Here is a 26,382-nt window from a genome sequence, read left to right as displayed (position 1 = left end):
GTTTTACTAGAAAATTATTGTATGAAAGAGAGCATTTATTTCTATTGATATAATATTCTTAAAATAGATTACTGCTAATAAAAATGACTATGGGAGAAAATAATCACCTAAAAGAGAATTTTCTGTATTTTATTATTCTACTAGTAATATCCAGTGTTGATTGATAGCGTGGAATCGTTTGTTATATAACAAAGAGTTTTTTCTTTGGGAAATAACGAAAATAATAAAAAAAAGCTTTGAAAATTTTTTAAAAAAGGAGAGCCATTTGGGAGAAGTAGAGTGATGTAATGCCAAAAATAGTTAATGTTCACAACTTACACAAAATGCACCGCTTGGATAAGTTCATTATCTTGTATTTGACATCTAGAATGCATAAAATAAGGTGAAGAAATGAAGGGAAGTGTGCAAAATAATGAAAAAGAAAAGCATGCTGCTAGTTTTAGTACTAGCATTCAGTAGCATTTTAGCTGCTTGCGGAAGTTACAAGTTTGAGCCATCTCTAAATATTGAGGTTCAAGATTTTAATGTAACGAATCAAAAAAATGAACAAGTGAGCCTTGATAATTTAAAGGGCAAGCCTTGGTTGGCCATGTTTATTTTTACAAACTGTACGACAATCTGTCCGCCTATGACATTTAATATGACAGAAGTACAGCAGGCCCTACAGGATGAAGGTCTTGAGGATTATCAAATTGTTGCATTTAGTGTAGATCCGGAAGTGGATAAACCAGACGTATTAACAAACTACTTAAAAACGTATAACGTTGTAGATGAAAGTAAATGGCAGCTATTAACTGGCTATCAGCAGAAATTTATCGAGCAATTTGCACGTAAATCATTCAATTCATTAGTTAAGAATGATCCTAACTCAGACCAAGTCATACATATGTCGAGCTATTATTTAGTGAATGCAGACGGCACAGTTGTAAAAGACTACGATGGCGCGACAAACGTACCAGTTGAAACAATCGTTGGAGATATGAAGGCTCTTATCAAAGAAAGCAAGTAACTCAAGTAACACAGAGGTCCATGTGACTTCTGTGTTTTTTTGTTGTTTAGAGACGAGCTTCGGAAATTGATTCGTCTCGATTTACTTTCTCAATATTGCACGGAGCAGCCCTGTATTATATTGTTGTATGCACAACGGTTCAATAACTTAAACTATTCAACTAATTACAGGAGGTATTCACTCAATGACTAAAGAGGAACAACTGCACACCATTAAAGAAAATTTTATGAACTGTCAAAAGGTATTATTGGCAATTGGTGATGAAACACGTCAATCTATTTTACTTGTTCTAATGGCAACAGATTGTCAAACAGGCTTGCGTGTTGGCGAAATCACAGAGCAAACACATCTCTCTAGACCTGCTGTGTCACACCATCTTAAAATTTTACGAGATGCTGGCGTTATTTTAATGCGTAAAGAAGGGACAAAAAATTTTTACTATATCGATATTCGTACGAAATTAGGTTTATTAAAAACACTTGTTATAGATATTGAATCGTTGTTAAAGGAATATTATTGAAACGACTGGTATCGGACATGAATTGGAGGAATCAACATGAAAGCAATGGTAATTGATAAATATGGCAATGCTCCCATGCGTTTTGCAGAAGTGCCTACACCTAATATTGGTGAATATGAAATTCTAGCTGAAATTCGTGCGGCCAGTATTAATCCGATCGATTTTAAAATACGGGATGGGAAAGTAAAACTATTAATTAAGTATGAAATGCCTCTAATCCTCGGAAATGATTTTTCAGGAGTTGTGGTAAGGGTTGGTACAAAGGTAAATCGATTTAAAGTAGGAGATGAAATTTATGCACGGCCACGTAAAAGCAAAATTGGTACCTTTGCCGAATTTATCGCAATTCATGAGGATGACATAGCGTTAAAGCCTAAAAATTTAAGTTTTGAGGAAGCTGCGTCCATCCCACTCGTTGGCTTAACTTCATATCAAGCATTGCATGACATCATGCAATTACAAACAGGACAAAAAGTGTTGATTCATGCAGGGTCTGGTGGTGTCGGTACTTTTGCTATTCAATTAGCTAAATTAATGGGGGCAACTGTGGCAACGACTGCTAGTGAAGCTGGGGCAAATCTAGTAACAACTCTCGGTGCTGATGAAGTAATCAACTATAAGACAGAAAAGTTTGAGGAGCTATTAGAAAATTACGATGCAGTTTTCGACACACTCGGAGGGACGTCACTCGAAAAATCCTTTGAGATAATTAAACGTGGAGGAAAAATCGTTTCAGTTTCAGGCTTACCGAATGCCCGCTTTGCAAAAGAGCATGGCTCAGGGTTTTTTAAAAGATTATTGTTTTCAGCAGCAAGTTATAAACTGACGGCACTTGAAAAGAAGCATGATGCTCACTATTCATTTTTATTTATGAAGCCAAGTGGTGAGCAATTACGTATAATTGCGGACTTTATTGAATCAGGTAAAATCAAACCTGTCATAGATAGAATTTTTTCATTTGAAGAAGCTCAACAAGCGATGGAATATGCCGAGTCTGGAAGGGCTAAAGGGAAGATTATTGTCAAAATCAAGTAATGGTCTAAGAGTATCAGGTTGTTATCCTATGTTGGCAAAGAAAATGCTCACTTATAAATTTCGTTTTATTGCAGCAAATTTTGCTGTAAAATAAGCTATAGAATTATGAAGATAATTAAGGTTGATTTAGAAAAAAAAGGATGATTTAAATGAAGAAAACAGTGAAAATAGCCTCCTAAAACCAACCAAAATTTTAGGAGGCATGAAAATATGAAATTTTATTTGATAGACCGCGAGAATTGGCAACGAAAAGAGTATTTTGAACACTATTTGCAACAACAAACATCATTCAGTATAACGAATGATATTAATATTACTGTTTTGATGGAGAATTTAAAGAAAAAGAATTTGAAACTATATCCCGCGTTTATATTTATGATAACTAAAGTTGTCAATGCACATCAAGAATTCAGAACTAACTTTAACGCAGAAGGGCAGCTAGGGTATTGGGAGGAAATGTTGCCTTCATACACAATTTTTGATAAACAGTCATGCACATTTTCTTGCGTTTGGACATCCAATTACACTACATTTACTGAATTCTACACGCAATATGAGCAAGATATAGAAACTTATAATGGTACAGATCGAATGTTTCCCAAAATGCCTATACCTGAAAATAATATCCCTATCTCCATGATACCATGGTGTTCTTTCACCGGATTTAATTTGAACATTCATAATGGTGGAGATTATCTATTACCGATAATAACGGGTGCTCAATATGCTTCTATAAATGGGGAGTACCGCTTACCAATTTCACTACAGTTTCATCATGCTGTTTGTGATGGTTATCATGCAGGAATTTTTATGAATGAGCTGCAAAAACTTGCTGATAATAGTGCAGAGTGGCTATAGTTTTTATAAAAGGAGCTGTGATTGCAGCTTCTTTTTTTCTTGGACTTAGCAGACTATTTGTAAAGAGAAGGTGGAAGCGTCCGTCATAGCTCAAGACACCAATGTTATGTTTTTGAAACCACCGTTTTATGTATAACAGTCTAGTAACTAGAGAGACTTTCTATTTAAATGCAATTTATAGTAAACTAACCAAAAGGGAGGAGAGAAATTATGATTAAACAACTGATCGTCGGTGACACATCGCATGAATTGGCCGCTTCACGTCGCATTTTGGAATGTTTGCCTGAGGAGCATCTGTCATGGAAACCTCACGAGAAGTCGATGACGCTCGGTGGGCTAGCCACACATTTGATTAACATACTGAACTGGCAAATTGCTATACTTCAATACTCAGAGTTTGATCTTTTAACCGTACCGCTAAGAAGAGAACCTTTAGAAAAACAATCGGATATTCTAAATGAGTTTGACGGAAACGTTGACATGCTGGAACAAATGCTTGCCGAATGTGACGAGATTATGCTGGGTCAAGAATGGACCTTGCGTCAAGGTGACCATATCATTCGCCGTGAGCCACGTGCACTCGCATTCCGTACCTTCGGATTAAGCCATATGGTCCACCACCGAGCGCAACTCGGAGTTTACTTGCGCCTTCTCGATATTCCCGTCCCTGGCATGTACGGTCCCTCGGCTGACGAACAAACATCATGAGCGAAGGTTCTTCATTCGAAAAGGGTAGAAACATAGCTTGAAGGCTCATATTTTAGCAAATGTCTAGCCACCTTACATCAAAATGCTTAGTATAAAAAGAGCGTCCAAAACTAATTGTCTTATAAAAGACAAAGCGTTTTGAACGCTCCTTTTATTTTGATGAAATTGTATTAATCCTAAGTGGATGGTCAAAAAAATTTAAAATTGGATGGTGATAAAAAATATAAATCCTTTATTATTGAAAGGCGGATGATCAAACATCCATATAGCCACATTACATATTAGTGAGAAATCAAATAATTAATAAAGTAATAGCTATGAAGAAAAAATGGCTGAAAGAGTTGATAAAAGATGACAGCAGGATTGATCATTACGATAGTGATTGGATCTATTATTAAATTGTTAATGAGCCCACCAAGTATAGCTGTGGCATGGATAGTAAATAAATTTGAACTTCACAAAGAACTAGACTCAAAGGAAGTTACGGTCACGTTTAATGGAAATAATTTAGAAGAGGGAGAAAAAATAAGATTTATAGATGTATTTAATAAAGCTATCTTTTTGAAAAAATATTATATATTTCCGGGCAATGAAAAATTATTTTTACGACCTGAGACGAATGTTACTCCATTTGTCATCAACTTAAAAAGTGGCAAAAAAGAGGTGGATTTCTTAATTTTTCCCTACGATGATCATGTGGATGTAGTCAAGAAGCGTAAAGAAAAAGTGATTTCATATAGTCTTAGTTCAGAAAATCTGCAAAAGTTCTCTATATAACTAAGTTTATCACTGGTTTGAACGAATAGATTTATGTATAATGGCAGGGACAAAAACTGAAGTGCAGCAAATTCTGATTAAATTTCAATTTTATTGATATAGATTCTAGTAGATATTATACTGGAGAGGATTTAATAACAGACTAGGGTGGACTAGAGAGTGGAATTAAAAAGACATAAAACTTTAACACATCTATTTTTGGGTAGCTATACAATTGGATTTGTAGTAGGGGGATTTACCTTTTTTATTTCCCTAAGAAACAGTCATTTTCAAATTAAATTTTCAATAGAATCCATTTTGTGTGCTTTTATTTTGCTTCCAATTATATACTGGATTTATCGTTACTCTGGAATGGTGTTTAATAATCAACCTTTTACAGTTAAATTTTTATACTTAGTTCTCTTTATATTAGGTATGTTTTTGGGCATATTATTTTTTGAATTAATAGGGGTATTTTAAAAAAGAGATTTGCCGCTTAATTTTCTAACAAGCATGGTTAAGAAACCATGCTTGTTGTTTTTTTATATATCCATATATAAATTAAGTATACATAATATATTTAAGGTTAACTAATTATAGACATAATGCCAGGGCAATTATGCCTCTAGGTAGTAGTAGCTAAGATACTCTACTTACTTCAATATATCGATACATGCCGTTTAACATGACAGGATGATCTTTTTCTATTTTTATTCGATGTTTGTTTTGATTAATGAGCTCTTCGAAATTTCTACCAATATCGGTTCCTAACAAACTGATAAATGGACGTAACAGCTTTTTTGGAAAGGTGATTTTTTGATTTTTAGGAGCAAATTTATCAAAAATCAGCATTCTTCCATCCTTTTTTAAAACTCTGATCATCTCTCCAAAACATTTACTACCATCAGGAACAACCGAAAGAATTAAGCTCGCTACAATATAGTCAAAGGATTCATCCTCAAACGACATTTTTTGAGCATCCATTTCTAAAAATTGAATAGTAGTGTTCTTGAATTTATTTTTAGCTTTATTTAACATGTCAGGAGAATAATCAATGGCTGTAATATCATATTTAGCGTAATCAATTAATTCTAAATCCGCTCCAGTACCAATACCTACATACAATATTTTTTGTTTGCTTTTAAAAGGTACTTCTTGAAAGATCCTCCTTCTAGCTTTTAAAAAAATACCTGTGTTAAAAAATTTATCGTAGAAGGAAGAGCCCAGTTTGTAAATTATCTTGTTCCAAGTATTATTCAATGTATCGTCCAACCTTTCAACGGAATATTTAAGTATTTAGCCTTTTATAATTGTGAACCCTCCGATGGCAGTACTTTACTGTCATCATACCAAAATATAAAAAAATTCCCATTAAAAAAGAGCGTATTTGAAGATCTTAGAAAAGGGGTTATTATAGTAAAGTATAAATTTTAGGTATTTTATATGAAAAACAATAATAATATAATTTAAAACAATGTAATTTTATCGCTAAACAATAAAATTTGTGGTAAATTTATAATGTTATTAAATAAGTGAGGTGCTTCAAATGAATGTTAAACGAGGTTCAACCATTTTCTTAAAGGTAATTATTTTTCTGGCTGGAATTGCAATTCTTGCTTTATGTATATTTTTAGTGCCCCATATAGCTAATTTCGCATCAAGTTTGTATCCAAATTTTTCTCCAATGACATCTCTTATTTTCATTGTAATGTATGGAGCGGCCATGGCTTTTTTCTTTGCTCTCTATCAGGCTATTAAGCTTTTAAAATATATTGATGAGGACACTACGTTCTCTGAGTTATCTGTAAAGTCATTAAAGAACATCAAGTGTTGCGCGATTTTAATCAGCGGGCTGTATGCTTTAGGTATGCCAATCTTTCATTTTATAGCAAGAAAAGTTGACCCTCCTATTGGTATAGTGGTGCTCATCATTATTTTCGCTTCGTTGATGATTGCTGTTTTTGCTTCAATCCTCCAACGACTTCTACAAGAAGCGATTCATATAAAATCAGAAAATGATTGGACCGTTTGAGGTGGATATATAGCAATTATTATGAGTATTGATGTGATGTGGCAAAATGAAAAATGAACTTAACGGAGCTTTCCAAAAAAGATTATTAAAATCCTTCTAGTATAAAAAATGGGGAAGCAAAAGCGTTTCGCATTAGAAGCAAGACTTTGGATTGCCAGCCACTTGATATTTTGGCGTACAAAGGTGACGAAGACAATTAATAATGAGAATAGGTTTTGGAACAGTCATTTTTCAAATCGGACGCATTTCTATAGTTAGGAAAGCGTCTTTCTTTCATCATCTAAAGAGCGAAATATTGTCGAACAATAGTCGTTGACTAAACCTATTCCTTTGGATAAAATACTACGAAATGTACATATGGCTGTGATGAGAAGAGAACTTCGGTAGGTGGGGAGGGATCTCCTATTCATGAGAACAGGTATGCTTATTATACTAAAATAATCAAGGATTGGGGCAAATCAAATGAACCCTTTGTTATTAGGTATTCCTTTAGAATTAGAAACAGAAAGGTTAATTCTTCGTGCACCGCTTCTAACTGGAGACGGAGAAGTGGTGAACCAAGCCATTCAAGATTCCTTTACCGAATTGAAAGAGTGGTTGTCACTTTTCCAACAACTTCCTACCGTTGAAGAAACAGAAATCTTGTTAAGGGATGCTCATATAAATTTTTTAAAAAGAGAAAGCTTTCGTTTTCTTATTTTTGATAAAAGCGGCGGCAAGGACCTTATTGGAACCGCGAGCCTTCATGGGATTGACTGGAGCATTCCTAAATGTGAAATAGGATACTGGATTAATACCAAATATAGCGGTAATGGCTATATGACGGAGGCGGTAAAGGAGTTAGTGAACCTCGGATTAAATCATCTCGAATGTAAGAGAATTGAAATAAGATGTGATTCAACTAACTTTAAAAGTCGTTTTATTCCGGAAAAGCTTGGTTTTATGTTAGAAGGTATATTAAGGAATGAGGATTTATCCGCAGATGGCAGCAAGCTGACTGACACTTGTATTTATTCCAAAATAAATTAAATTGGTGACTTGTATTGAAAAATATCATTTGCAATAAAAAACTTTATATTGACAAAATATTTTTTTGCTGTAAAATGAAAAATAATTCAAAAATATTTGTATAGAACAAAGGCTATGAAAAGAAATAGTATCAATTATTTTTACGAACAGAAAGTTACCGGTTGATGAGAGGTGCATGTAAAACGATTGAGAATTCATCTTGGAGCTGTGTACCGAAAAGATTATTCTAAGTAGGCTACACCGGTAAGCACCCGTAATCATGTGCGAGAGTATCGTCAAATGACCGTACTTCTTAAGGTAAGTAATGTGAATTGCTTATAAATTAAAGGTGGTAACACGAGTTGAATCGTCCTTTTGGTTAATCCAAAAGGGCGTTTTTTTTTATTCCTTTTTTGAGCAAAGTATTTGAAAATCTAAACGTAATAGGAGTTAGACATTATGAAAGACAATCATCAAGATTCACAGCTAAAGCGCGGATTAAGTACACGTCATATGCAATTAATTGCACTTGGCGGATCCATTGGAGTCGGTTTATTTTATGGCTCTAGTTCAACCATCCAAATGGCTGGGCCATCTATTTTACTAGCTTATTTAATTGGCGGATTAGTTATTTTCACAATTATGCGTGCATTAGGCGAAATGGCAGTAGAGGAACCTGTTTCAGGCTCGTTCAGTACGTACGCGAATAAATATTTAGGGCGCTTTGCTGGATTCTTATCGGGTTGGACGTATTGGTTCATGTGGATTGTCGTTGGTATGGCAGAATTAACAGTAGTCGGTGTATACATTAACTACTGGTTCCCAGATATTCCACAATGGGTAACTGCCCTTGCAGTACTCGTTATAATGACGCTTGTAAACTTAGCAAATGTAAAAGCCTACGGAGAATTTGAATTCTGGTTTGCGATGATTAAAGTTGTTGCGATTATCGGTATGATCGTTCTAGGGTTAGCCATTATTTTCTTCGGTGTTGGCAACCAAGGTGAAGCAATTGGCTTCGATAATTTATGGGCACACGGTGGCTTCATGCCTAATGGTTTCCATGGTATTTTAATGTCACTCGTATTAGTTATGTTCTCATTCGGTGGGGTTGAATTAGTTGGTATTTCTGCAGGAGAAGCAAAAAATCCTAGCAAGTCAATTCCTTCAGCTATTAACAACATCGTTTGGCGTATATTAATTTTCTATATTGGTGCATTAGGCGTTATGATGATTATTTATCCATGGAACGAAGTTGGTTCAGAGGGTAGCCCGTTTGTTCAAATTTTTGATTATGTCGGCATTCCTGCTGCAGCTCACATTATTAACTTTGTTGTCATTACAGCAGCGATGTCTGCATTTAATAGTGGTCTATACGGTTCAGGACGTATGCTACATAACTTATCGGTACAGAAGAATGGTCCAGCCTATTTCAAAACAGTAAGCAAAAACGGTAGTCCACGTAGAGGGATTTTATTTTCTTCAGCGGTGTTATTAATGGCGGTTGTCTTAAACTATATAGTACCTGAAAAAGTGTTCATCTATATTTCTGCTGTTGCAACTGTGGCAGTCATAACAAGCTGGATGATTATATTATTAGCACAATTGAAATTTAGAAAGTCAAAAACGAAAGAGGAAGTAGCCAAGCTGAAATTCAAAATTCCGCTTTATCCACTTTCTACGTATATTGCCATTGCATTCTTATTAATGGTGATTGTGTTAATGGCGTTTATTCCAGACATGCGTATTGCGCTATATGTCGCACCAGTTTGGTTTTTAATCTTATTTATTGGATACAAAGGCATACATGTGAAAAAATAGTTAAATCATTTTATTTAACCGATATTTCCTTCAATGGGACGTAAATCGATTGGATACAGCTATCTTAAGATTAATCATGTGTATGCTCTAGAAAACGTGAATGTCCCAAAAAGAAATCAAAGTCCAAGAAATGCTGTTAAACCAACATTTCTTGGACTTTTTCTATGAAAAAAGATAAACTTTGGAGGAACAGCACGGGCATAATACGTATAACGACATTAAGTTTTGGATATATCGATTATGAAATAATGCTTTAATAAAGGAGCTGTATAAAATGGATGAACAAAAAGATACAGAAATAACATGCCCTTCAAAAGCAGAAAACATTCTATCTCAGATCAATCGTAAAACGAAGCTAGGCGACCTACGAAAAATCGCGAAGGACATAAAAAAAGACCATGAACTAGCTATGGAACTTTGGTCAACCGAAGAGTTTTTGCCTAGACTATTAGCGATTTTAATTATGGACAAAAAATGTCTTTCACAGGATGTGCTAAATAAGCTTGATGAGGATATGCAGACTCACACTTTTGATGAGCGAAATAACTTAATGGATTGGTTAATGGCGAATCAGCTCACAAAAGACAAAAAGAAAATTGAGTTAATGGAGTCATGGGAAAATAGCCCTTCACCTCTTCAAAGGCGAGCTTTCTGGTATTATCAAGGGCGATTGAGATGGACTGGGCAAATACCTCCTGATAACACTGTACACCTGCTATCTGCATTAGAAGCTACTATTATGCAGGAAGAACCGGAAGTACAGTGGGCTATGAACTTCACAGCAGGATGGATTGGTGTTTATGATGAAAAGAATCGAGCACGTTGTATTAAACTTGGTGAGAAAACGGGTCTTTACAAAGATGAAAAAGTGGCAAAAGGATGTACGCCCAGCTATTTACCAGAGTTCATTACAATTGAAGTGAACAAACGACAAAATAATTAGTTACCGCTATTTCATGCAAAACAATGAGGCGCTTTTCAGAAATAAGGAAAGCGTCTTTATGATATTAATGATTCCTCCACCTTATATTCAATCAACTTCTCCTCTGGAAAAGCTTTCCTAAAATAATTTCTTTTTCGATTCAGAATGCTCCTAGCCTATAATCAAAACAGTAGCTAATTAAACCTCTGCCAGACTTTTATATGCACTGCGACTAATCTTATATGAAGTATTTTTCTAAAAAATATTATTCATTTCCATATTTTGCACTCTATTAATATTTGTAACAGTCATGTAAACTACGTCTATTGGTAAAAATTTAATAGAAGAAAGTAGAGGAACCACCAATGAAAGCACTTTATGTTTTTTTATCTTCCCTTGTATTTATTGGATTTATTTGTGTTTCACCAGCAGCAGCAGCAGAAAAACCCATCGATTTATATTTTTTGGATGATGTTGATTACGATCATTGGGCATACGAAGAATTGGAACGTTTCCTATATGCAGATATTATAGACGGATATGTGGAAACAGAATCGTTTGAGGAAGATGGGGAGAAATATGATTATACATACGTCTCTATAAAACCAAAAAATTCGATTACTCGTGCTGAATTCACGAAAATTTTAGTGAATTCAATGAATTTACATGCAGGTGAAACAGTTAAATCGTTCCCTGATGTAAAACCAGCGAAATGGTATTACGAGTATGTGAAGGTTGCTAGCAGCCAAGGCATAATCAATGGTAAACCTGACGGCACTTTCCGACCGAATGATAAGATTACACGTAACGAAATGGCAGTCATGATTTACCGTGCATTTGAGTCAACGCTTGATTTTTCAGCAACAGGAAAAGTATTCCCAGATGTACCAAAGGGTAATTTTGCCTATGAAGCGGTTATGAAAACGGCAGCTTTAGGAATTATCAAAGGATATGGAAATGTCTTTAAACCTTACAATGATGCAACTCGAGCTGAAGCTATCGTGATGATTGACCGTGCCTTACATTTAGTGCCAGGAACAGATGAAGATCCAGCTGCAAGCATTCAAACAGTGGATCGTTACATTAAAGATGAGATGAAGTTTACTGAACAACAAGACGTAGAAGCATTAAAAGCCCTTTATCGTGAAACGACAATGGGTTACCAACTGGCTTATTCACTTGATAGTATGGATATGGCAGGTATGATTGAAGAAGATCCAGATACTAAATTCACAATGGAACAGATAGGTGAACATGTGATCAATGCAGTTTCTGTAACGAATCATTTTGCTGAAGTTCGCATTGATAACCTAGTATATAAAGTATCTATGACAGCTCCAGATATGTCTTTTAACATGAACATTGACTTATCAGGTACTGCTTATCTTAAGAAAAATGATGATGGTAAATGGAAAATTTATAACGTTGTTCTTGATGAAGATGACTCTGACCAAGATTGGAAAGAAGCATTAGAAACTGAGATCAACTAAGAACAAAAAGCGGAAGGGATTTATTATCTCAAATCCGCTTTTTTTCTTAAAGTAAATAAGTTTATCTTTAAAAGTTTACTTCAAAATTATGGGGTAGAAATAATGTCAATTTACATATAAAAAAGACGAACCGGAATTTCTGATTTCGGTTTTTATTGTGGATTAAGATCCGATTTTGGCGCTAATTGTAGGGCATTCCTCTGTAGAATCCTCATCATTGAATTCATTAGGTTATAATATAGTATAGATTTTTGAATGGAGCGATGGATATGAATGGAGCGCAAAAAGCGTTTTTTGAGGAAAAGGAACGTTCACTTGGCGTTCGTCTAAATGATGTGCAAACGCAGGCAGTGCTGCAAACGAATGGTCCGTTGCTACTATTGGCATCGCCTGGTTCAGGAAAAACGACGACGATTATTATGCGTATTGGATATATGATTGAGGAGCTTGGTGTGAAGCCTTCTCGCATAAAGGCCGTTACGTTTAGCAAGGCATCGGCAGGTGATATGAAGGCACGTTTTGCAAAGTTTTTCCCGCATTTGCCACCGGTTGATTTCTCGACGATTCATAGTTTAGCTTTTCAAGTGGTGCGGCAGACACTTGAACGTCAGGGCATTTCGTACGGCATTATTGAAGAATCGGACAAGCCGGGTGTCGTTTCTAAAAAAAGAGTGCTTCGCGAGATTTTTGAACAATTAAATGACACAAAAATTACGGAAGATCAGCTAGACGAGCTACTGACGTACATAACGTTTATCAAAAATAAAATGCTGCCAGAACAGGAATGGGATATTGCAAACGTAAAGGTGCCAAGAAAAGTACAGATTTTACAACGTTATGAGGAATATAAGCGCACAGGTAGTGACCGTTTGTTAATTGATTTTGATGATATGCTATTAATGGCAAATGAAATTTTCACGAAAAACCGAGATGTGCTGGCACAATACCAACGCCGCTATGATTATTATTTAACGGATGAGAGTCAGGATACGTCACCCGTCCAGCATGAGATTATTGCGAAGCTTGTCGCGGTGCATCAAAATTTATGCGTCGTCGCGGATGAGGATCAGGCCATTTATAGCTGGCGAGGTGCAGACCCAGACTATTTGTTAAATTTCCAAAAGGTATTTCCGGAGGCGCAAGTTTTACTGATGACACAAAACTATCGCTCTTCTGCAACGATTGTAGAGCCAGCCAATACATTCATTCAGCGTAATAAAAAACGTTATAACAAACAAATGTTTACGGAAAACCCTGCAGCAGAGCCAATCTCATTTAAAATTCTAGAGAATTACCATTTACAGGCCAAATATTTAGTGGATCAGTTGAAAAAACTGTCTAAGCGTGGCTCAACGGCTATTTTATATCGAAATAATACGTCAGCCATTCCACTTATGGACGCGATTGACAGAGCAGGTTTGCCTTTCTATATGAAAGATTCTACCATGCGCTTTTTTACGCATTGGGTCGTGGAGGATATTATGAACTTCATGCGTCTAGCGTACAACACAAAAAACATCACTGTCTTTGAAAAAATTTATAGAAAAATGAATGCTTATATTATACCAGCGCAATTGAAGGCACTACAAAGGGTGCCGGAGGAAGGCTGTGTATTCACTCAGTTGTTAGAGCATGTTGAGTTAAAGGATTATCAGCCTGAATATATTAAGCGAATTCGCAAAACGTATGATAGCATCCAATTTGATAAAACAACGCCAACCGCCATGCTCGAGCATATCCGTTATGACTTTGGGTATGAGCGTACTTTAAAGAAAATGAGTGAGACTCTCGGCTTTAATTATGAAAATTTACTAGATATTGTAGATGTACTTGGTTTAATTGCGCGTCATACGCAGACGATGACTGAATTTGCAGGTCGTTTAAAGCAGCTTGAACATTTAGCCCGCTCGTCTCACATAGAAAATGATTTGAATGCCATTACACTGACAACATTGCACAGCTCAAAAGGCTTAGAATTTGACTGTGTGTATTTGATTGACTTAATTGAAGGGATTTTACCTAGTGAGCAGGAAGAAGAAATTGAAGAAGAAACGCGGCTCTTTTATGTAGGGATCACGCGAGCGATTCGCCATTTGGAATTAATTTCGTATAGCAAGCGCTTTAAAACAAGTGTGGAGCCATCGATTTTCATGAAGGAGTTAAAACAAATCATTTCACCGCAGGAAGTACCAAAGAAAGCGCAGAAAAGCCCGAGGAAAGCACTGAAGCAATTTCATAATGAGCGGACAATTACAACCGAGTCAGCGTTAATCGTTGGTTCGAAAGTAATGCATGTGATTTTTGGAGAAGCGGAAATAGTAGCTGTTACAAGTAGCACGATTGAATTGTCATTTACAACAGGAAATAAGAAGTTTGTGACGGATACATGTTTACAGCAAGGCTATCTAGAAATGATAGAAGAGTAAATGTAGCGTATTCTGGAGTTTTTTAAATGTACAAGGGTCCGCTTGGTCATTGAATTTGGTAAAATATAAAGCGAAAAAAGACTGTTGATGATTATACCGTTAAAAGATGATCATATTATCTGTCTGCGATAGAGTAGATTTATGTGGGGCTTGTAATCGATGGATAGAATATCTAGTTGCTGTGAAGAAATGAATGGTTCTTTGTTTAGTATAGAAAGTAAATGTCATGTTTTAAAATTTATATAACATCCTTTTTGTGGGATATTTTTCCTTACTTTATATGAGAGCTAATTAGAATAAGTGTAATTCCTGTGAATAGGCAAATGATTCTCATGACAGGAATTTTATCAGCGAGTCCAAATAAGGCAATGGCAGTCGTTACGATTAAAACTGTTGGACCAACCAAAGCAAGCAATGTATTAATATAGAATGCTTTTTCTAAACTATTCAACTTTAGCATTAACAACCCAGCACTTACTTCAATACTTCCAGACAAAACCCGTAAAATAACCATAGCAAGAAGAGATTTATCAATAATTGTCATCATCCTATCTTTATCAATAATTTTCGTTTATACGAGAACATTCCATCATTCGGATAGAATCAACATAGACTTCTGTTTTATAGAAAGATTAACATCAATATATGTAGGGCTCATATCAAATATTCTTGATATATAATGCTTTATAGTATTGAGTTAATCAGCGATTTTCTAGGAAATCGAATCAGTTTGATATATCTATTTTCTGGTTAAATAGATTTTATTATTGCATTAGAAAATGGTTAAGTAAGTCATAGACACACATAATTATCCCACTACCATTCTTTGTTAATTCTTCATTTTAAGTGAGGGGAGTCCATTTACTAGAATCTAATTCTACTATTAGTTCTCGTTAAGAAATGTTTAGTATTTGAGCAACGCTTGAAGTGGTATATATTCAGGAAACTGATAAGAATAATGAATCATGTTAGAATGAGAATTGAAAAAGATCAATTTTTGCTAGATACAAATGGATATTAAACTAAGCCTAGCAATGGAGGAATTCATTAAATGTATATTGTGCCTATTGGTTTTTTTTTAATTTTCCTAATTACAACAGCCACGGGACTACTTTTCATATTTAAGCTGAAAAAGAAAAGTAAATATAACATTGCTAACGGAACGATTGCTTTAGGGACTGGGATTTTTTCGTTAATAGCCTGCATTATTTTCATATTTTTTTAGCGAATAATAAGCCGTTCTGTTTCTTGAATTTACGGAGCAGTGGATGGTTAAGTAAAGAAGAACAAAGTAAAAGCGGTCCTCCACAGAATAGATTGTGGAAGGCCGCTTTTTTACACCATTTATTGTTGATTACGTCTGATTCGTTTAACTCATAAATCTATTTAGCTTATGCAGCTTGACGCAATGATTTCATAATTAAGCTTACAATGAAAACTAATAAAATTGCACCAATGAGAGCAGGGAAGACATAGAAATCAGAAATTTTAGGACCCCAACTACCTAGAAGCGTACCACCAATCCATGCACCAATAATACCTGCAATAATATTACCAATAATGCCACCTGGGATATCTTTTCCCAAAATTATTCCTGCAAGCCAACCGATAAGCCCGCCAATTATTAAAAACCAAATGAAACTCATACTGTACATCTCCTATCTTGTATTATAAATATTTCGCTATAGTGTTATATAACCTTTATTAAGCCTCTTCAAACTATATAGAGAAAAAATATTTAAACGAACGGGGAGTGATAGTGGAAAAACAAAAATTCTTAGTTAAAAAACAAGAAAACGAATATAGTGTAAAGAATGGAAATCCATGATGTGGGAAATAATGAGTTTTCTTATGCAAATAACAATTCAAAACAAATCCAAATCAGTATGGAGGTAAATAATGAATGTTCTTGATTGTATCATTATAGGTGGAGGTCCTTCAGGTTTAAGTGCTAGTTTAACTTTAGGAAGGGCTAGAAGAAACATTGCATTATTTGACGATAGAACCAATAGGAATAGAGTGACACAAGCATCACATGGATTTATTACTCGAGATGGAATAAAACCACAAGCGTTTAAAGAAATAGCGTTAAAAGAGCTGGAAAATTACCCGTCCGTATTCTATTTTACTTCCACAGTAACTGAAATTATTAAGGATATAGGAAATGAGCGATTTACTGTCAAAACATCTACTAATGAGGAATTTGTTACAGAAAAAATAATACTCGCCACAGGTATTCAAGAAATATTTACTATACCAAGTATAAGAAAGTTTTATGGGAAAAGCCTATTTAGTTGTCCGTATTGTGATGGCTGGGAGCAAAGAGATAAGCCATTAGTGGTTATTGCAGAAAAAGAAGAGCATGTACTACATTTGACTAAGTTAGTTTATACTTGGTCGAAGGATTTGGTTGTCTTAACAAATGGGGCCCAACTATCTAAAGAAGGTAAAATGGAGTTACAAAAACACAATATCAAAATCATATCGGAAAAGATCAAAGGCTTAATAGGTAATGATGGTTATTTACAAAAAATTGAATTAGAAACAGGGGAAACAATTATAAGATCTGGTGGATTTGTTGCCCCATCTTATTATCGCCCCAATCAATTTGCTGAGAAGCTTGGCTGTGAAATTCATGAGAATGGGAAAGTTATTACAGACGGTGTTGGTAGAACAACCCAAAAAAATGTATATATTGCAGGTGAAACCGAAAGATCTAAACCATCCTCTTTAATAATTTCAGCTGCAAAAGGTAATAAAGCTGCGGTTTCAGTAAATACTGATATAACGATGGACCGCTTTTGATTACGTCATAATACCTGCCGCTTCAACTAAAACTTAGCTAATATTCAATCAGGGAAATGTATTCTCACATTTACTTTAAACATTGTGTTAGATAGAGTTAGTAGTATAAAAAATTACGAAGGACGAATTTTGATTTTAGAATTCGTTTTTCGTGTTGTTTAAAAAGCTTGAAGGTTTGAAGTTTTTTTGTTGAATTTTTCGAACTATGGCACAGCTTTTCGAAAACAAAAAGAATAGAATTTAATACTAAAAGCCCCGATTTAGATATTGAATACTTGAACTGAATCATTAAACTAAAAAAACAGTTACTATTACACTACCTGTTAAAAAAACACAACCTAATGGACCAACTAGACGCAAATCTATATCTTCATTTTCCATCCTTGGCTCATCAACAATAAACTAATGTAGCATTTATGGCTATTTTAAATAGAAAAACTTTAGTGCAGAGAAATTAAAAGGATTAAACACGGTACAATACCGAATTCAATCTCTCATAGCTGTTTAACTTAATGGAATGTCTAAATTGGTGGTGTCTTTTCAAAAAGAAAAGGCACCCATTTTTCATTTAAGGTTCAGTAGGGAAAGTAGTCAAAATCTACATTTTTTCTAGAGCATTTTTTATGGGCTTTTGAAGTACGTCTATAATGGCTGCGATGATAGCTGTTATTAAAATCCCTATTAGACCAAGTGCTATCGGACCTGCTGCGTCTTCACCCGTGAACATTGCAAAAAACCTTAAGTAAATTAGTAGAATCAAAATGAAGAAAATAACTGTGAAAGCACATTTTTTTATAACCTTCAAGGATTTAAGAGATAGGTCAGAAAAGGCATTGTTTAGATGGATATAACTTAATAGTTTGTATGCTTGAAACAACGCAATAGAAAACGTAATGCATACTCCGTAGGCACATAGTAATAATGGATATATCGAGTAATCTCCTGGACGCACTTTCGCATCTCGTATAGCTGTTTGAGGTAACCAATATACACACACAGCAAGTACCGCAATTCCAATAAGAAAAGCAACGATTTTTAAGAAAAAAGTTGAACTTAGTTTAACATTCATTTGAAGCACCTCACTGATTAATGATAATATGATATTAGCTTATTTATTATCGTTTATCAATATATTTATTTTGTTTTTCATTATATTGTTGTTGTTATTCAAATTATTTTTTTATTGAGTTAACGGTGTGCTGTACTTTGAGGTTGATTTGAAATAAAATTATACCGTTTTACTCCATATTGAAACCTCATTTGGAATGTTAATTGTTATATCACAAGAGTCACGAACAATTTACCTTGTCTACCCAGATGGTTCATTCAAACCAAATGCTTCGGTAACGCGTGCCCAATTGGCTACGATGTTAGCTCGGTTTTTAACAAATGGAGACATCCCAACAATAAATAATAGTTCTTTTGAGGAAACAATAATTCATCTTTCAAAAGATGCGATTGAAGTTGTACAGCAAGTTGGTTTGTTTAATGGTACAACGGAAAAGACATTCAATCCAAATGGCACGATTACACGCGCACAGGCAGTGAAAGTACTCAACCAATTATTCGAGCGTCCCGCTTTAGCAGACATTACAACGTCTACATTTAAAGATGTTCCTAATCCACATTGGGCGATTGGAGAAATTGAGGCAGCTGCAACAGAAAAATGGTCAAACATTGAAAAGAAACTACACAAGTTCGGTTAGGTAGATGCCGCCGTTACATGTGTAGTTTTTTATTGAGAAAATTTCTAACTGGAGAAAAATTTGTATTATAAAAACGAATAGTTTTAATCAATCTTTTTTATAAATATTCTATTCGAAAAAATGAAATCAACTTATTTCGAATAAAACACTCTATGTAAATGATCAAACCATCCATGTCAAAATGGTACTAGTCTGCTTCCATAGGATGTTTTTGTAAGTAAATGTAAATAATGGTGTGAATAGCTAATAGTTTAGAGTTAAATGTCTGAGGTGCATCTATAATTGAGGAGAGTCTAAGCTGACCAAATGAGAACAAATATAATCGATAATTTTATCTTAATAAAAAATAAGATTTAATCCTAGTCAAATAGATTTGAGAATGCATATTTATAGATAGATCAGATTTAGGAACAAGGGAGCTTAATAGATTGCCTATCGTCGAAACAAATGATGTCTGCCTTGTAATAGAATGATAACAAAAGTTTATGTAATAGTTTTTTCTGTAAACAACAGTCTGTTTCAACGTGTATAAATCTTATCTTTCCAACCTACGCCCTAATTGTATCTATCAGTTGTTGGAATGATATATAGCACCTAATGGATTTCTGATCTATCATATGCAAAAGCAGCGAAGGTCAAACGCTGACTAACAAAAAATGCGCCTGCCAAAGAGGTGGGGGTTTCAAGGGGGATACGCATTTAAACTCAAAATTTAAGACCGTTTTCATAATGTCATTCTAAGAAATGGCATTTTATATACTTCATCTAAAGTTTTCGCATTACAAGGCCTACGTAGCATCTTTGATAAAGGAAATACTTTAATAAGTTGATATTAATGAAAGGAGAATTTATGACGAACTCAAACAAGAAAAAGGTCAATGAAAAGCAAAAGATAGAGAAGCAAGCGGAGGAAGTAGAGGTTATGGCACCTACACCTTGTTGTAGTAATTGTATTGTTGTTGATCCTGCAAATGGATGTTCCGTAGTGGAAGGTACTGCTAACGCTGCTGTTGGCTTTGCTTCCCATGCGGAAGGCTCAAATACCACTGCTAGTGGTGGTTTTTCTCATGCTGAAGGTCAAGAAACTGTTGCTCAAGGTGGTTCTTCTCATGCTGAAGGAAATAATACGGTTGGATTTGGATTTGCTTCCCACGCAGAAGGTTCAGGTACATTCGCCAGTGGAGAAGCTTCCCATGCCGAAGGCTCTCTAACAGTAGCATCTGGTGGAATATCCCACGCAGAAGGAGATCAGACCAAAGCCCAAGGAAGTCAATCTCATGCTGAAGGTCTTTTGTCTATTGCTAGTGGAGATATCTCCCACGCAGAAGGGTCTGAAAGTGAAGCTAGCGGATTCATTTCTCATGCGGAAGGAGAGTTAACAAAATCCGAAGGAAGAGCTTCTCATACCGAAGGATTTAGAACAACAGCTAGTGCAGACTTTTCACATGCAGAAGGGCAAGACGCTGTAAGCAGTGGTGTTGCATCCCATGCGGAAGGGAGCCTATCTACAGCAAGTGGAGATTCATCCCACGCAGAAGGGGCCGGTACCATAGCTAGTTCCATCGCTGCCCATGCCGAAGGAGATTCTACACGGTCAGAAAGAAGAGCTTCTCATGCGGAAGGAGAACTGACTAGGGCTGCAGGAAGAGCCTCCCATGCGGAAGGAAGTGTTACTACTGCAAGTGGCGATGCTTCTCATGCCGAAGGAGCTCGATCTATTGCAGGTGTAGTTGGGGATCTTACGAAAGGATTTGCTGCCCATGCGGAAGGAGAAGAAACAAGAGCTGAAGGAAGAGCTTCTCATTCTGAGGGTGGCCCAACAAGGAATACTGCAGGAGAGATTGTTAGGCGTACTACGGCTTCTAATGATTTTTCCCACGCAGAAGGGCAAGGGACGACTGCAAGTGGACGGGCTGCCCATGCCGAAGGCTCTGATACCATCGCTAGGGGATTGAATTCTCATGCGGAAGGGTCAGCAACATTGGCGAGTGCTTCCAATGCTCATGCCGAAGGCTCTGATACCATCGCTAGAGGATTGAATTCTCATGCGGAAGGGGCGGCAACAGTGGCAAGTGGTTCTAATTCTCATGCGGAAGGGTCAGCAACAGTGGCAAGTGGAGTCATTTCCCACGCAGAAGGGTCAGCTACAATTGCAAGTGGATTGATTTCCCACGCAGAAGGAGACCGAACAAGAGCAAGTGGAAGAGCTTCCCATGCCGAAGGAGTCCAAACAATCGCAGACGGATCCTTTTCCCATGCAGAGGGAAATAATACAAGTACAAATGGGCTTATGGGTGCACATATCATGGGGCGTTTTGGAGATGCCAATGAACTTGCGTACTCTTGGTATTTAGCAAACGGAACGAGTTTAACAAACAAAGGACTTGCAGCTAAAATCTTAAGTAATGGAAATGTAAAAATTGATGGTACGGTGAGTATGCCTGCTTCAGATTATGCTGAATTGTTTGAAACAGTTGATTCAAATGCAATTGATGTTGGGTATTTTGTTACCTTTGATGAAGAAAGTGATAAAATTAGAAAAGCGCATAATAAAGATGATTATATATTAGGAATTACAAGCTCTACTCCTGCTATATTAGGTAACAGTGGAGAATTAAGGTGGAAAAATAAATATGCCTTGGATGAATGGGGAAGAGTAAAATACAAGGATGTTATTGTTCCAGCAAAAAAAGATGAAAAAGGAAATATTCTCACTCCCGAACATACCACATCACATCCTTTAGTAAACCCTGAATGGGATTCTACAAAAGAATACATTCCAAGGCTCATTAGACCAGAATGGGCGGCTGTGGGTTTATTAGGGCAACTATTAGTCCGTGATGACGGAACATGTAAACCAGGAAAATATTGCATGCCGAATCATGAAGGGATTGCTACAGCTTCCAACGAAGGTTATCGAGTGATGAAACGTACTGGACCTAATCAGATTTTGGTTATGTTTAAATAGCAACTTATAAGGCTATTATAAGTTTTTGTTAAATTTTTATATTGAATTATTATTTTATCTACGCCGAGGTCTATAATTAAACATTTTTTTGAATGGTCCTACACCTTTAAAGTTTGAGTCGCAAATCTAACTTTAGGGGTGTTTTTTTATGGCATAAATGAAATCAGGAATATGAGCATCCTATTAATTTGAATATAGGCTCTTGTTTTATCAATCCCAAATTGTTTGTTTCAATAAAATTCATTTTTTAAATTTGCATGATTAATGTCTATTGAAATAAGCTTATTATTGATAATAAGTTTTAATGTACTTGGCTATATTTTTGAACGGTAGCGCTAATCTCGAAAGATAAAAAATTCCTCCGATGAATGCCCACTGTAAAAGGTAGTGGTCGGAAGAAAATAAAGGGCTTCAAGAAAAATGGTGTCGATAGCTACGGTAATACATTCTAAAAATAGTTAAGAAAAATGGTTGACACTGACGCTACTAGTTGGTACTATGTAGTTGTAATAAGTAATACTTAATAGCTTGATTACTCAAAAGCTGTTTTGAAAAAAAATTACCTAAGTACTAAGTTATACTGAATATAAGTCAGACATAGTAGAGGAGGTTCTAAATATGGAAAATTTAACAGAAATGCTGAAGGGTTCGCTGGAAGGTTGCGTACTGGAAATCATTAGCCGCCATGAAACCTACGGATACGAAATTACTCGACGCTTGAATGAGTTAGGTTTTACCGAAGTTGTAGAAGGGACGGTATACACCATCCTTGTGCGTTTAGAAAAGAAACATCTGGTAAGTATTGAAAAGAAGCCGTCAGATATGGGACCGCCCCGCAAGTTTTACTCACTTAATGAGGCTGGACGTGAAGAACTTAAGCTGTTTTGGGAAAAATGGGATTTTATATCTTCGAAAATCAATGTCCTGAAGTCAATCTAGTTTCATATGATATTCCGTCCAATAATTTTGAAGTATCTTTTTATGCTTAATAAAAAAGGAGGAAAATAACATGATAGAAATGTTCAAAAAATTGATTGGCGATAAAAAAGAGTACAAGATGATGATGGCACGGGTTGAGGAACTTCCAGATGACTACCAGTTTGTATTTAAAAAAATTCAAAACTACATGTGGAATTTCACATCAGGCAATGGGATGGATATGCTGCACATGCAGTATGAATTGATCGATTTGTTTGAAGCTGGTGCAGCGGAAGGCAGACAAGTGCTGGAAATCACAGGTGAAGACGTGGCGTCCTTTGCTGATGAACTAGTAGCAAACGCTAAAACCTATATCGCCAAGTATCGTGAAGATTTGAATCAGAGCATTTTGAATCGATTAGGAAAAAAATAAATCAAACCGATAATTCAGACTGAATAGCTAATTACCGCCTTCGCTATTCAGTTTTACTTTTAACCTAGTACTAAGTTATACAGATTATCGGTTAGACAGAGTAGTTGAGTGAATACAAACTGTAAGGAGATTTTTATAAGGGAGGAAAAAAGTATGACTAATGAAACGATTTCTGTAAAAGGGTTAAAAAAATCTTTTCAAGAAAAGGAAGTCTTAAAGGGGGTGGATTTTGAGGTGCATCGTGGCGAAATTTTCGCACTTCTAGGCTCAAATGGAGCAGGCAAGACGACGATCGTCAACATCCTCTCAACGCTTATGAAGCCTGATGGTGGCAAAGTAGGTATTTGCGGTCATGATGTCCAGCGTCAACCGGATTATGTCCGTCAGAGCATCAGCCTGACAGGGCAGTTCGCAGCTTTAGACGGCATGCTCACTGGGCGAGAAAACCTGATGATGGTTGCCAAGTTGCGAGGCGTTCCCAATCCCTCACAAATTGCAGACAATCTGATAGCAAAATTCAGCCTGACTGATGCGGCCAATCGTCGGGCAGACAAATACTCTGGTGGGATGAAGCGCAGGCTAGACATAGCCATGAGCATAATTGGGAGGCCAGAAGTCATTTTTCTAGACGAACCAACAACAGGGCTTGACCCCGAAGCGCGGATAGAAGTCTGGGAAACTGTCAAGGAGCTTGCTGGTGGTGGCACGACCATTTTCTTAACAACACAGTACCTGGAGGAAGCCGAACAAATGGCCGATCGTATTGCCATCCTACATGATGGAAAAATCATTACTACCGGTACCCTAAGCGAACTCAAAGAGATGTTCCCGCCAGCGAAAGTAGAGTACATTGAGAAGCAGCCGACACTGGAGGAAATCTTCCTCGGAATCATTGGCAAAAAGGAGGGAATATAAATGACAAGCAAAACATGGGTATTATTAGGACGTTTAATGCGTAACATCATGCGCAGCCCGGATACTATAATTACAGTGGCTATTACGCCGATTATGATGATGCTTCTGTTTGTCTACGTCTTTGGCGGCGCCATCGAGACAGGTACGGATAACTATGTCAATTATTTATTGCCAGGAATCTTGCTGATGGCTATCGCATCCGGAGGCGCTTACACCTCCGCACGGATGTTTACGGATATAAAGAACGGGCTGATGGCGCGTTTTATGACCATGCCTATCAAGCGCTCGTCTGTATTGTGGGCTCACGTGTTGACCTCGCTAGTTTCTAATGCCATTACGATTGTGGTGGTTTTCCTCATCGCGCTCTTGATGGGCTTCCGTTCCAGCGCAGAAATTCTGGATTGGCTTGCGGTAGCTGGGATACTGGGGCTGTTTACACTAGCACTGTCATGGTTGGCCATTATTCCTGGTTTGGCAGCACAGACTATGGAGGGGGCAACGGCTTACTCATACCCTCTAGTTTTCTTACCGTTTATCAGTTCAGCCTTTGTTCCCACCGAAACAATGCCAAAAATTGTCCGTGCGTTTGCTGAAAACCAGCCCGTTACCTCCATCGTAAATGCGATTCGTGCCCTCTTATATGAAGGGTCTGTTGGCAACGATATCTGGCTTGCTCTTTCCTGGTGCGTCGGTATCATGGTTATCGCTTACTTTTTCGCCATTAAACAATTTAAGCGCCAGTTAAGTTAGGGAGATAATAAAAGAATAAAGCAGTAGCGTCATTCATATCACTGCTTAAGAATTGGTTACTGGTTTACGGATACCGGATACACAGTAGAGACATCTGACACCTCTTATTTTAAATGTTATGGAGTTTGTAGGATTGAATATATCACAAATAAATACAACAAAGGGGTATGTTTACGCAAACATACCCCTTTGTTGATTGTGTTACGTTCGACTATTCAAATACTTGAACAAAACTATTAAGAGAAGCGACCTCTTGTGTCTCATTCATCACTTCTATATAGGACTTTATTAAAGCTTGAATGGAAAGTGGTGCTTTCTCAAATTCATCAGCGATGGCATTCGCATAATCACGCTCCCATCCACCATCTTGCAAATAGTCCGCTTCAACGATAACAGACTTTTTTAATTGAAAATTCGCTGTTTCTGCAATAGCTAAACTTTGACTTTTACTCCACACATTCTGAATGTTACCTTCGTTTTCAATAAAGGCTGAATAAAGCGCCAAAATGGAAACAGCACAAAAATGACTACGCTGCTGTAAGCTCGTATACGCCATATCCCATTCTGCAAAACATAGCTTCACACCTAGTTGCTTCGCTCGTTGAAAATATTGAAGTAGCTGTTCCATTGATTTGAAATACCAAGAACTATGGGACAACACGACCACATCAATGTCCTCTAAAAGATGAAACGTTAAAAAATCTGTCTCTAAATGAAACGAGATTCGCTTCCCTAATGGCGATGACTGAATTTGTGCAAGGGCTTGTGCAAGCGTTAACGGTGCACCGTAATCACTTGCTGCAATATCAAGCGCAAGTACATGCCCAGTGTCACCAACAATGTCTGCCAACACTACCGTTGTATCCCCTTGACCACAGCCAATTTCAAGAACACGCATGCCTTCTTGAATACCAAACGCCTTGACTAACTCGAAACGATGACGTAATTGTATCTGTTGAATTTCATTTTCTTTATATAAATTATATTTTTGACAAAATGATTTTACTTGGTCTTGCATGTAGACTCCTCCTTGGGTAGAGTAACGTTGCCGAACGCTATGTAAAGGATTGAGGCTTAGCTACATTTACCCTCACATGGTTTTAACTGATTAATGATGTATTCTCCTAATGTCAGCATCAATTCATTTCCCCTCTCGATTATCATTCCAGATATTATAAGTTAAAACTATGAATTTGTCAGTTAGAAGAAAAAATTCCAATTCCTACTTTCCCATTTTGTCTACAATTGTCAGTCGTCATTACGGAAAAGGGCGCAAATGTTGAGGTAGCACATTTAATTTCA

Annotated in this window: 25 protein-coding genes and 1 other annotated feature; of the genes, 20 read left to right on the top strand and 5 right to left on the bottom strand. The window is 36.4% G+C overall.

The genetic code is table 11. From position 1 onward, the window contains the following. Positions 1-412: 412 nt before the first annotated feature. From KVT27_RS09165 to KVT27_RS09135, 7 genes are all read left to right on the top strand, one after another. Positions 413-1,009, top strand: a complete 597-nt coding sequence (locus KVT27_RS09165; RefSeq protein ID WP_008181322.1) for an SCO family protein — start codon at positions 413-415, stop codon at positions 1,007-1,009. Between the two features lie 184 nt (positions 1,010-1,193). Beyond that, positions 1,194-1,529 carry an ArsR/SmtB family transcription factor gene (locus KVT27_RS09160; RefSeq protein ID WP_036126089.1) on the top strand — a complete coding sequence of 112 codons (336 nt, stop codon included), beginning with the start codon at positions 1,194-1,196 and terminating at the stop codon, positions 1,527-1,529. A gap of 36 nt (positions 1,530-1,565) precedes the next feature. Further along, a complete protein-coding gene (locus KVT27_RS09155; protein WP_208706022.1) occupies positions 1,566-2,564 on the top strand; it encodes an NADP-dependent oxidoreductase in 999 nt (332 codons plus the stop codon). Between the two features lie 210 nt (positions 2,565-2,774). Next, positions 2,775-3,422: a type A chloramphenicol O-acetyltransferase gene (catA, locus tag KVT27_RS09150; protein ID WP_036126087.1), complete on the top strand. Its 648-nt coding sequence runs from the start codon at positions 2,775-2,777 to the stop codon at positions 3,420-3,422. A 210-nt stretch (positions 3,423-3,632) separates the two neighbouring features. Next, positions 3,633-4,130 (top strand): DinB family protein, encoded by a 498-nt coding sequence (locus KVT27_RS09145; RefSeq protein ID WP_217581173.1) that lies wholly within the window; start codon positions 3,633-3,635, stop codon positions 4,128-4,130. 351 nt (positions 4,131-4,481) lie between these two features. Continuing rightward, the gene (locus KVT27_RS09140) at positions 4,482-4,907 is read left to right on the top strand and encodes a YfmQ family protein (RefSeq protein WP_036148503.1); all 426 of its coding nucleotides are present in this window, start codon (positions 4,482-4,484) and stop codon (positions 4,905-4,907) included. 159 nt (positions 4,908-5,066) lie between these two features. Continuing rightward, a complete protein-coding gene (locus KVT27_RS09135) occupies positions 5,067-5,366 on the top strand; it encodes a hypothetical protein (RefSeq protein ID WP_036148501.1) in 300 nt (99 codons plus the stop codon). A 159-nt stretch (positions 5,367-5,525) separates the two neighbouring features. Here the strand turns inward: KVT27_RS09135 and KVT27_RS09130 are convergent, their stop codons facing one another. Continuing rightward, complete coding sequence (locus KVT27_RS09130; RefSeq protein WP_036148498.1) at positions 5,526-6,146, bottom strand: class I SAM-dependent methyltransferase; 621 nt, start codon at positions 6,144-6,146, stop codon at positions 5,526-5,528. A 286-nt stretch (positions 6,147-6,432) separates the two neighbouring features. Between KVT27_RS09130 and KVT27_RS09125 the strand changes: the two genes are divergently transcribed. From KVT27_RS09125 to KVT27_RS09100, 6 genes are all read left to right on the top strand, one after another. Next, the gene (locus KVT27_RS09125) at positions 6,433-6,918 is read left to right on the top strand and encodes a DUF2975 domain-containing protein (RefSeq protein WP_217581172.1); all 486 of its coding nucleotides are present in this window, start codon (positions 6,433-6,435) and stop codon (positions 6,916-6,918) included. Positions 6,919-7,380: 462 nt separating this feature from the next. Next, positions 7,381-7,947, top strand: a complete 567-nt coding sequence (locus tag KVT27_RS09120) for a GNAT family N-acetyltransferase (protein WP_036148495.1) — start codon at positions 7,381-7,383, stop codon at positions 7,945-7,947. A gap of 105 nt (positions 7,948-8,052) precedes the next feature. Beyond that, positions 8,053-8,304: a binding site (T-box leader), on the top strand. Between the two features lie 81 nt (positions 8,305-8,385). Beyond that, entirely contained in the window at positions 8,386-9,747 is a 1,362-nt protein-coding gene (locus tag KVT27_RS09115; protein ID WP_036126068.1) for an amino acid permease, read from the top strand. Between the two features lie 274 nt (positions 9,748-10,021). Then, positions 10,022-10,690, top strand: coding sequence for a DNA alkylation repair protein (locus KVT27_RS09110; protein ID WP_036126065.1), 669 nt, complete (start codon positions 10,022-10,024; stop codon positions 10,688-10,690). Positions 10,691-11,034: 344 nt separating this feature from the next. After that, positions 11,035-12,159 (top strand): S-layer homology domain-containing protein, encoded by a 1,125-nt coding sequence (locus KVT27_RS09105; protein WP_036148491.1) that lies wholly within the window; start codon positions 11,035-11,037, stop codon positions 12,157-12,159. Between the two features lie 269 nt (positions 12,160-12,428). Beyond that, a complete protein-coding gene (locus KVT27_RS09100) occupies positions 12,429-14,585 on the top strand; it encodes an ATP-dependent helicase (RefSeq protein ID WP_217581171.1) in 2,157 nt (718 codons plus the stop codon). Positions 14,586-14,856: 271 nt separating this feature from the next. Here the strand turns inward: KVT27_RS09100 and KVT27_RS09095 are convergent, their stop codons facing one another. Both KVT27_RS09095 and KVT27_RS09090 read right to left on the bottom strand, forming a co-directional pair. Continuing rightward, positions 14,857-15,132 carry a YqhV family protein gene (locus KVT27_RS09095; protein ID WP_008177674.1) on the bottom strand — a complete coding sequence of 92 codons (276 nt, stop codon included), beginning with the start codon at positions 15,130-15,132 and terminating at the stop codon, positions 14,857-14,859. A gap of 844 nt (positions 15,133-15,976) precedes the next feature. Further along, complete coding sequence (locus tag KVT27_RS09090) at positions 15,977-16,231, bottom strand: GlsB/YeaQ/YmgE family stress response membrane protein (RefSeq protein ID WP_008177675.1); 255 nt, start codon at positions 16,229-16,231, stop codon at positions 15,977-15,979. Between the two features lie 253 nt (positions 16,232-16,484). On the opposite strand from KVT27_RS09090, the gene KVT27_RS09085 reads away from it, so the two are divergent. Further along, entirely contained in the window at positions 16,485-17,390 is a 906-nt protein-coding gene (locus KVT27_RS09085; RefSeq protein WP_217581170.1) for an NAD(P)/FAD-dependent oxidoreductase, read from the top strand. Between the two features lie 598 nt (positions 17,391-17,988). Here the strand turns inward: KVT27_RS09085 and KVT27_RS09080 are convergent. Then, entirely contained in the window at positions 17,989-18,459 is a 471-nt protein-coding gene (locus KVT27_RS09080; RefSeq protein ID WP_217581169.1) for a DUF2975 domain-containing protein, read from the bottom strand. Positions 18,460-18,655: 196 nt separating this feature from the next. Between KVT27_RS09080 and KVT27_RS09075 the strand changes: the two genes are divergently transcribed. From KVT27_RS09075 to KVT27_RS09050, 6 genes are all read left to right on the top strand, one after another. Continuing rightward, entirely contained in the window at positions 18,656-19,096 is a 441-nt protein-coding gene (locus KVT27_RS09075; protein ID WP_217581380.1) for an S-layer homology domain-containing protein, read from the top strand. An 850-nt stretch (positions 19,097-19,946) separates the two neighbouring features. Beyond that, complete coding sequence (locus tag KVT27_RS09070) at positions 19,947-22,064, top strand: peptidase G2 autoproteolytic cleavage domain-containing protein (RefSeq protein WP_254636076.1); 2,118 nt, start codon at positions 19,947-19,949, stop codon at positions 22,062-22,064. A 618-nt stretch (positions 22,065-22,682) separates the two neighbouring features. Further along, the gene (locus tag KVT27_RS09065; protein WP_036126055.1) at positions 22,683-23,003 is read left to right on the top strand and encodes a PadR family transcriptional regulator; all 321 of its coding nucleotides are present in this window, start codon (positions 22,683-22,685) and stop codon (positions 23,001-23,003) included. Between the two features lie 70 nt (positions 23,004-23,073). Further along, positions 23,074-23,415 (top strand): DUF1048 domain-containing protein, encoded by a 342-nt coding sequence (locus KVT27_RS09060; protein WP_025116274.1) that lies wholly within the window; start codon positions 23,074-23,076, stop codon positions 23,413-23,415. 153 nt (positions 23,416-23,568) lie between these two features. Then, positions 23,569-24,330 (top strand): ABC transporter ATP-binding protein, encoded by a 762-nt coding sequence (locus tag KVT27_RS09055; protein WP_036126052.1) that lies wholly within the window; start codon positions 23,569-23,571, stop codon positions 24,328-24,330. Then, complete coding sequence (locus tag KVT27_RS09050) at positions 24,331-25,080, top strand: ABC transporter permease (RefSeq protein ID WP_150907389.1); 750 nt, start codon at positions 24,331-24,333, stop codon at positions 25,078-25,080. A gap of 211 nt (positions 25,081-25,291) precedes the next feature. On the opposite strand, the gene KVT27_RS09045 is transcribed toward KVT27_RS09050, so the two are convergent. Then, positions 25,292-26,098, bottom strand: coding sequence for a class I SAM-dependent methyltransferase (locus tag KVT27_RS09045; protein WP_217581167.1), 807 nt, complete (start codon positions 26,096-26,098; stop codon positions 25,292-25,294). Positions 26,099-26,382 lie beyond the last annotated feature (284 nt).

The sequence above is a fragment of the Lysinibacillus sp. GbtcB16 genome, from assembly GCF_019091145.1.
GTDB classification, from domain to species: Bacteria; Bacillota; Bacilli; order Bacillales_A; family Planococcaceae; genus Lysinibacillus; species Lysinibacillus fusiformis.
The sequence above is the reverse complement of the archived record's forward strand: the minus strand, read 5'-3'. Positions and strand labels throughout refer to the sequence as shown.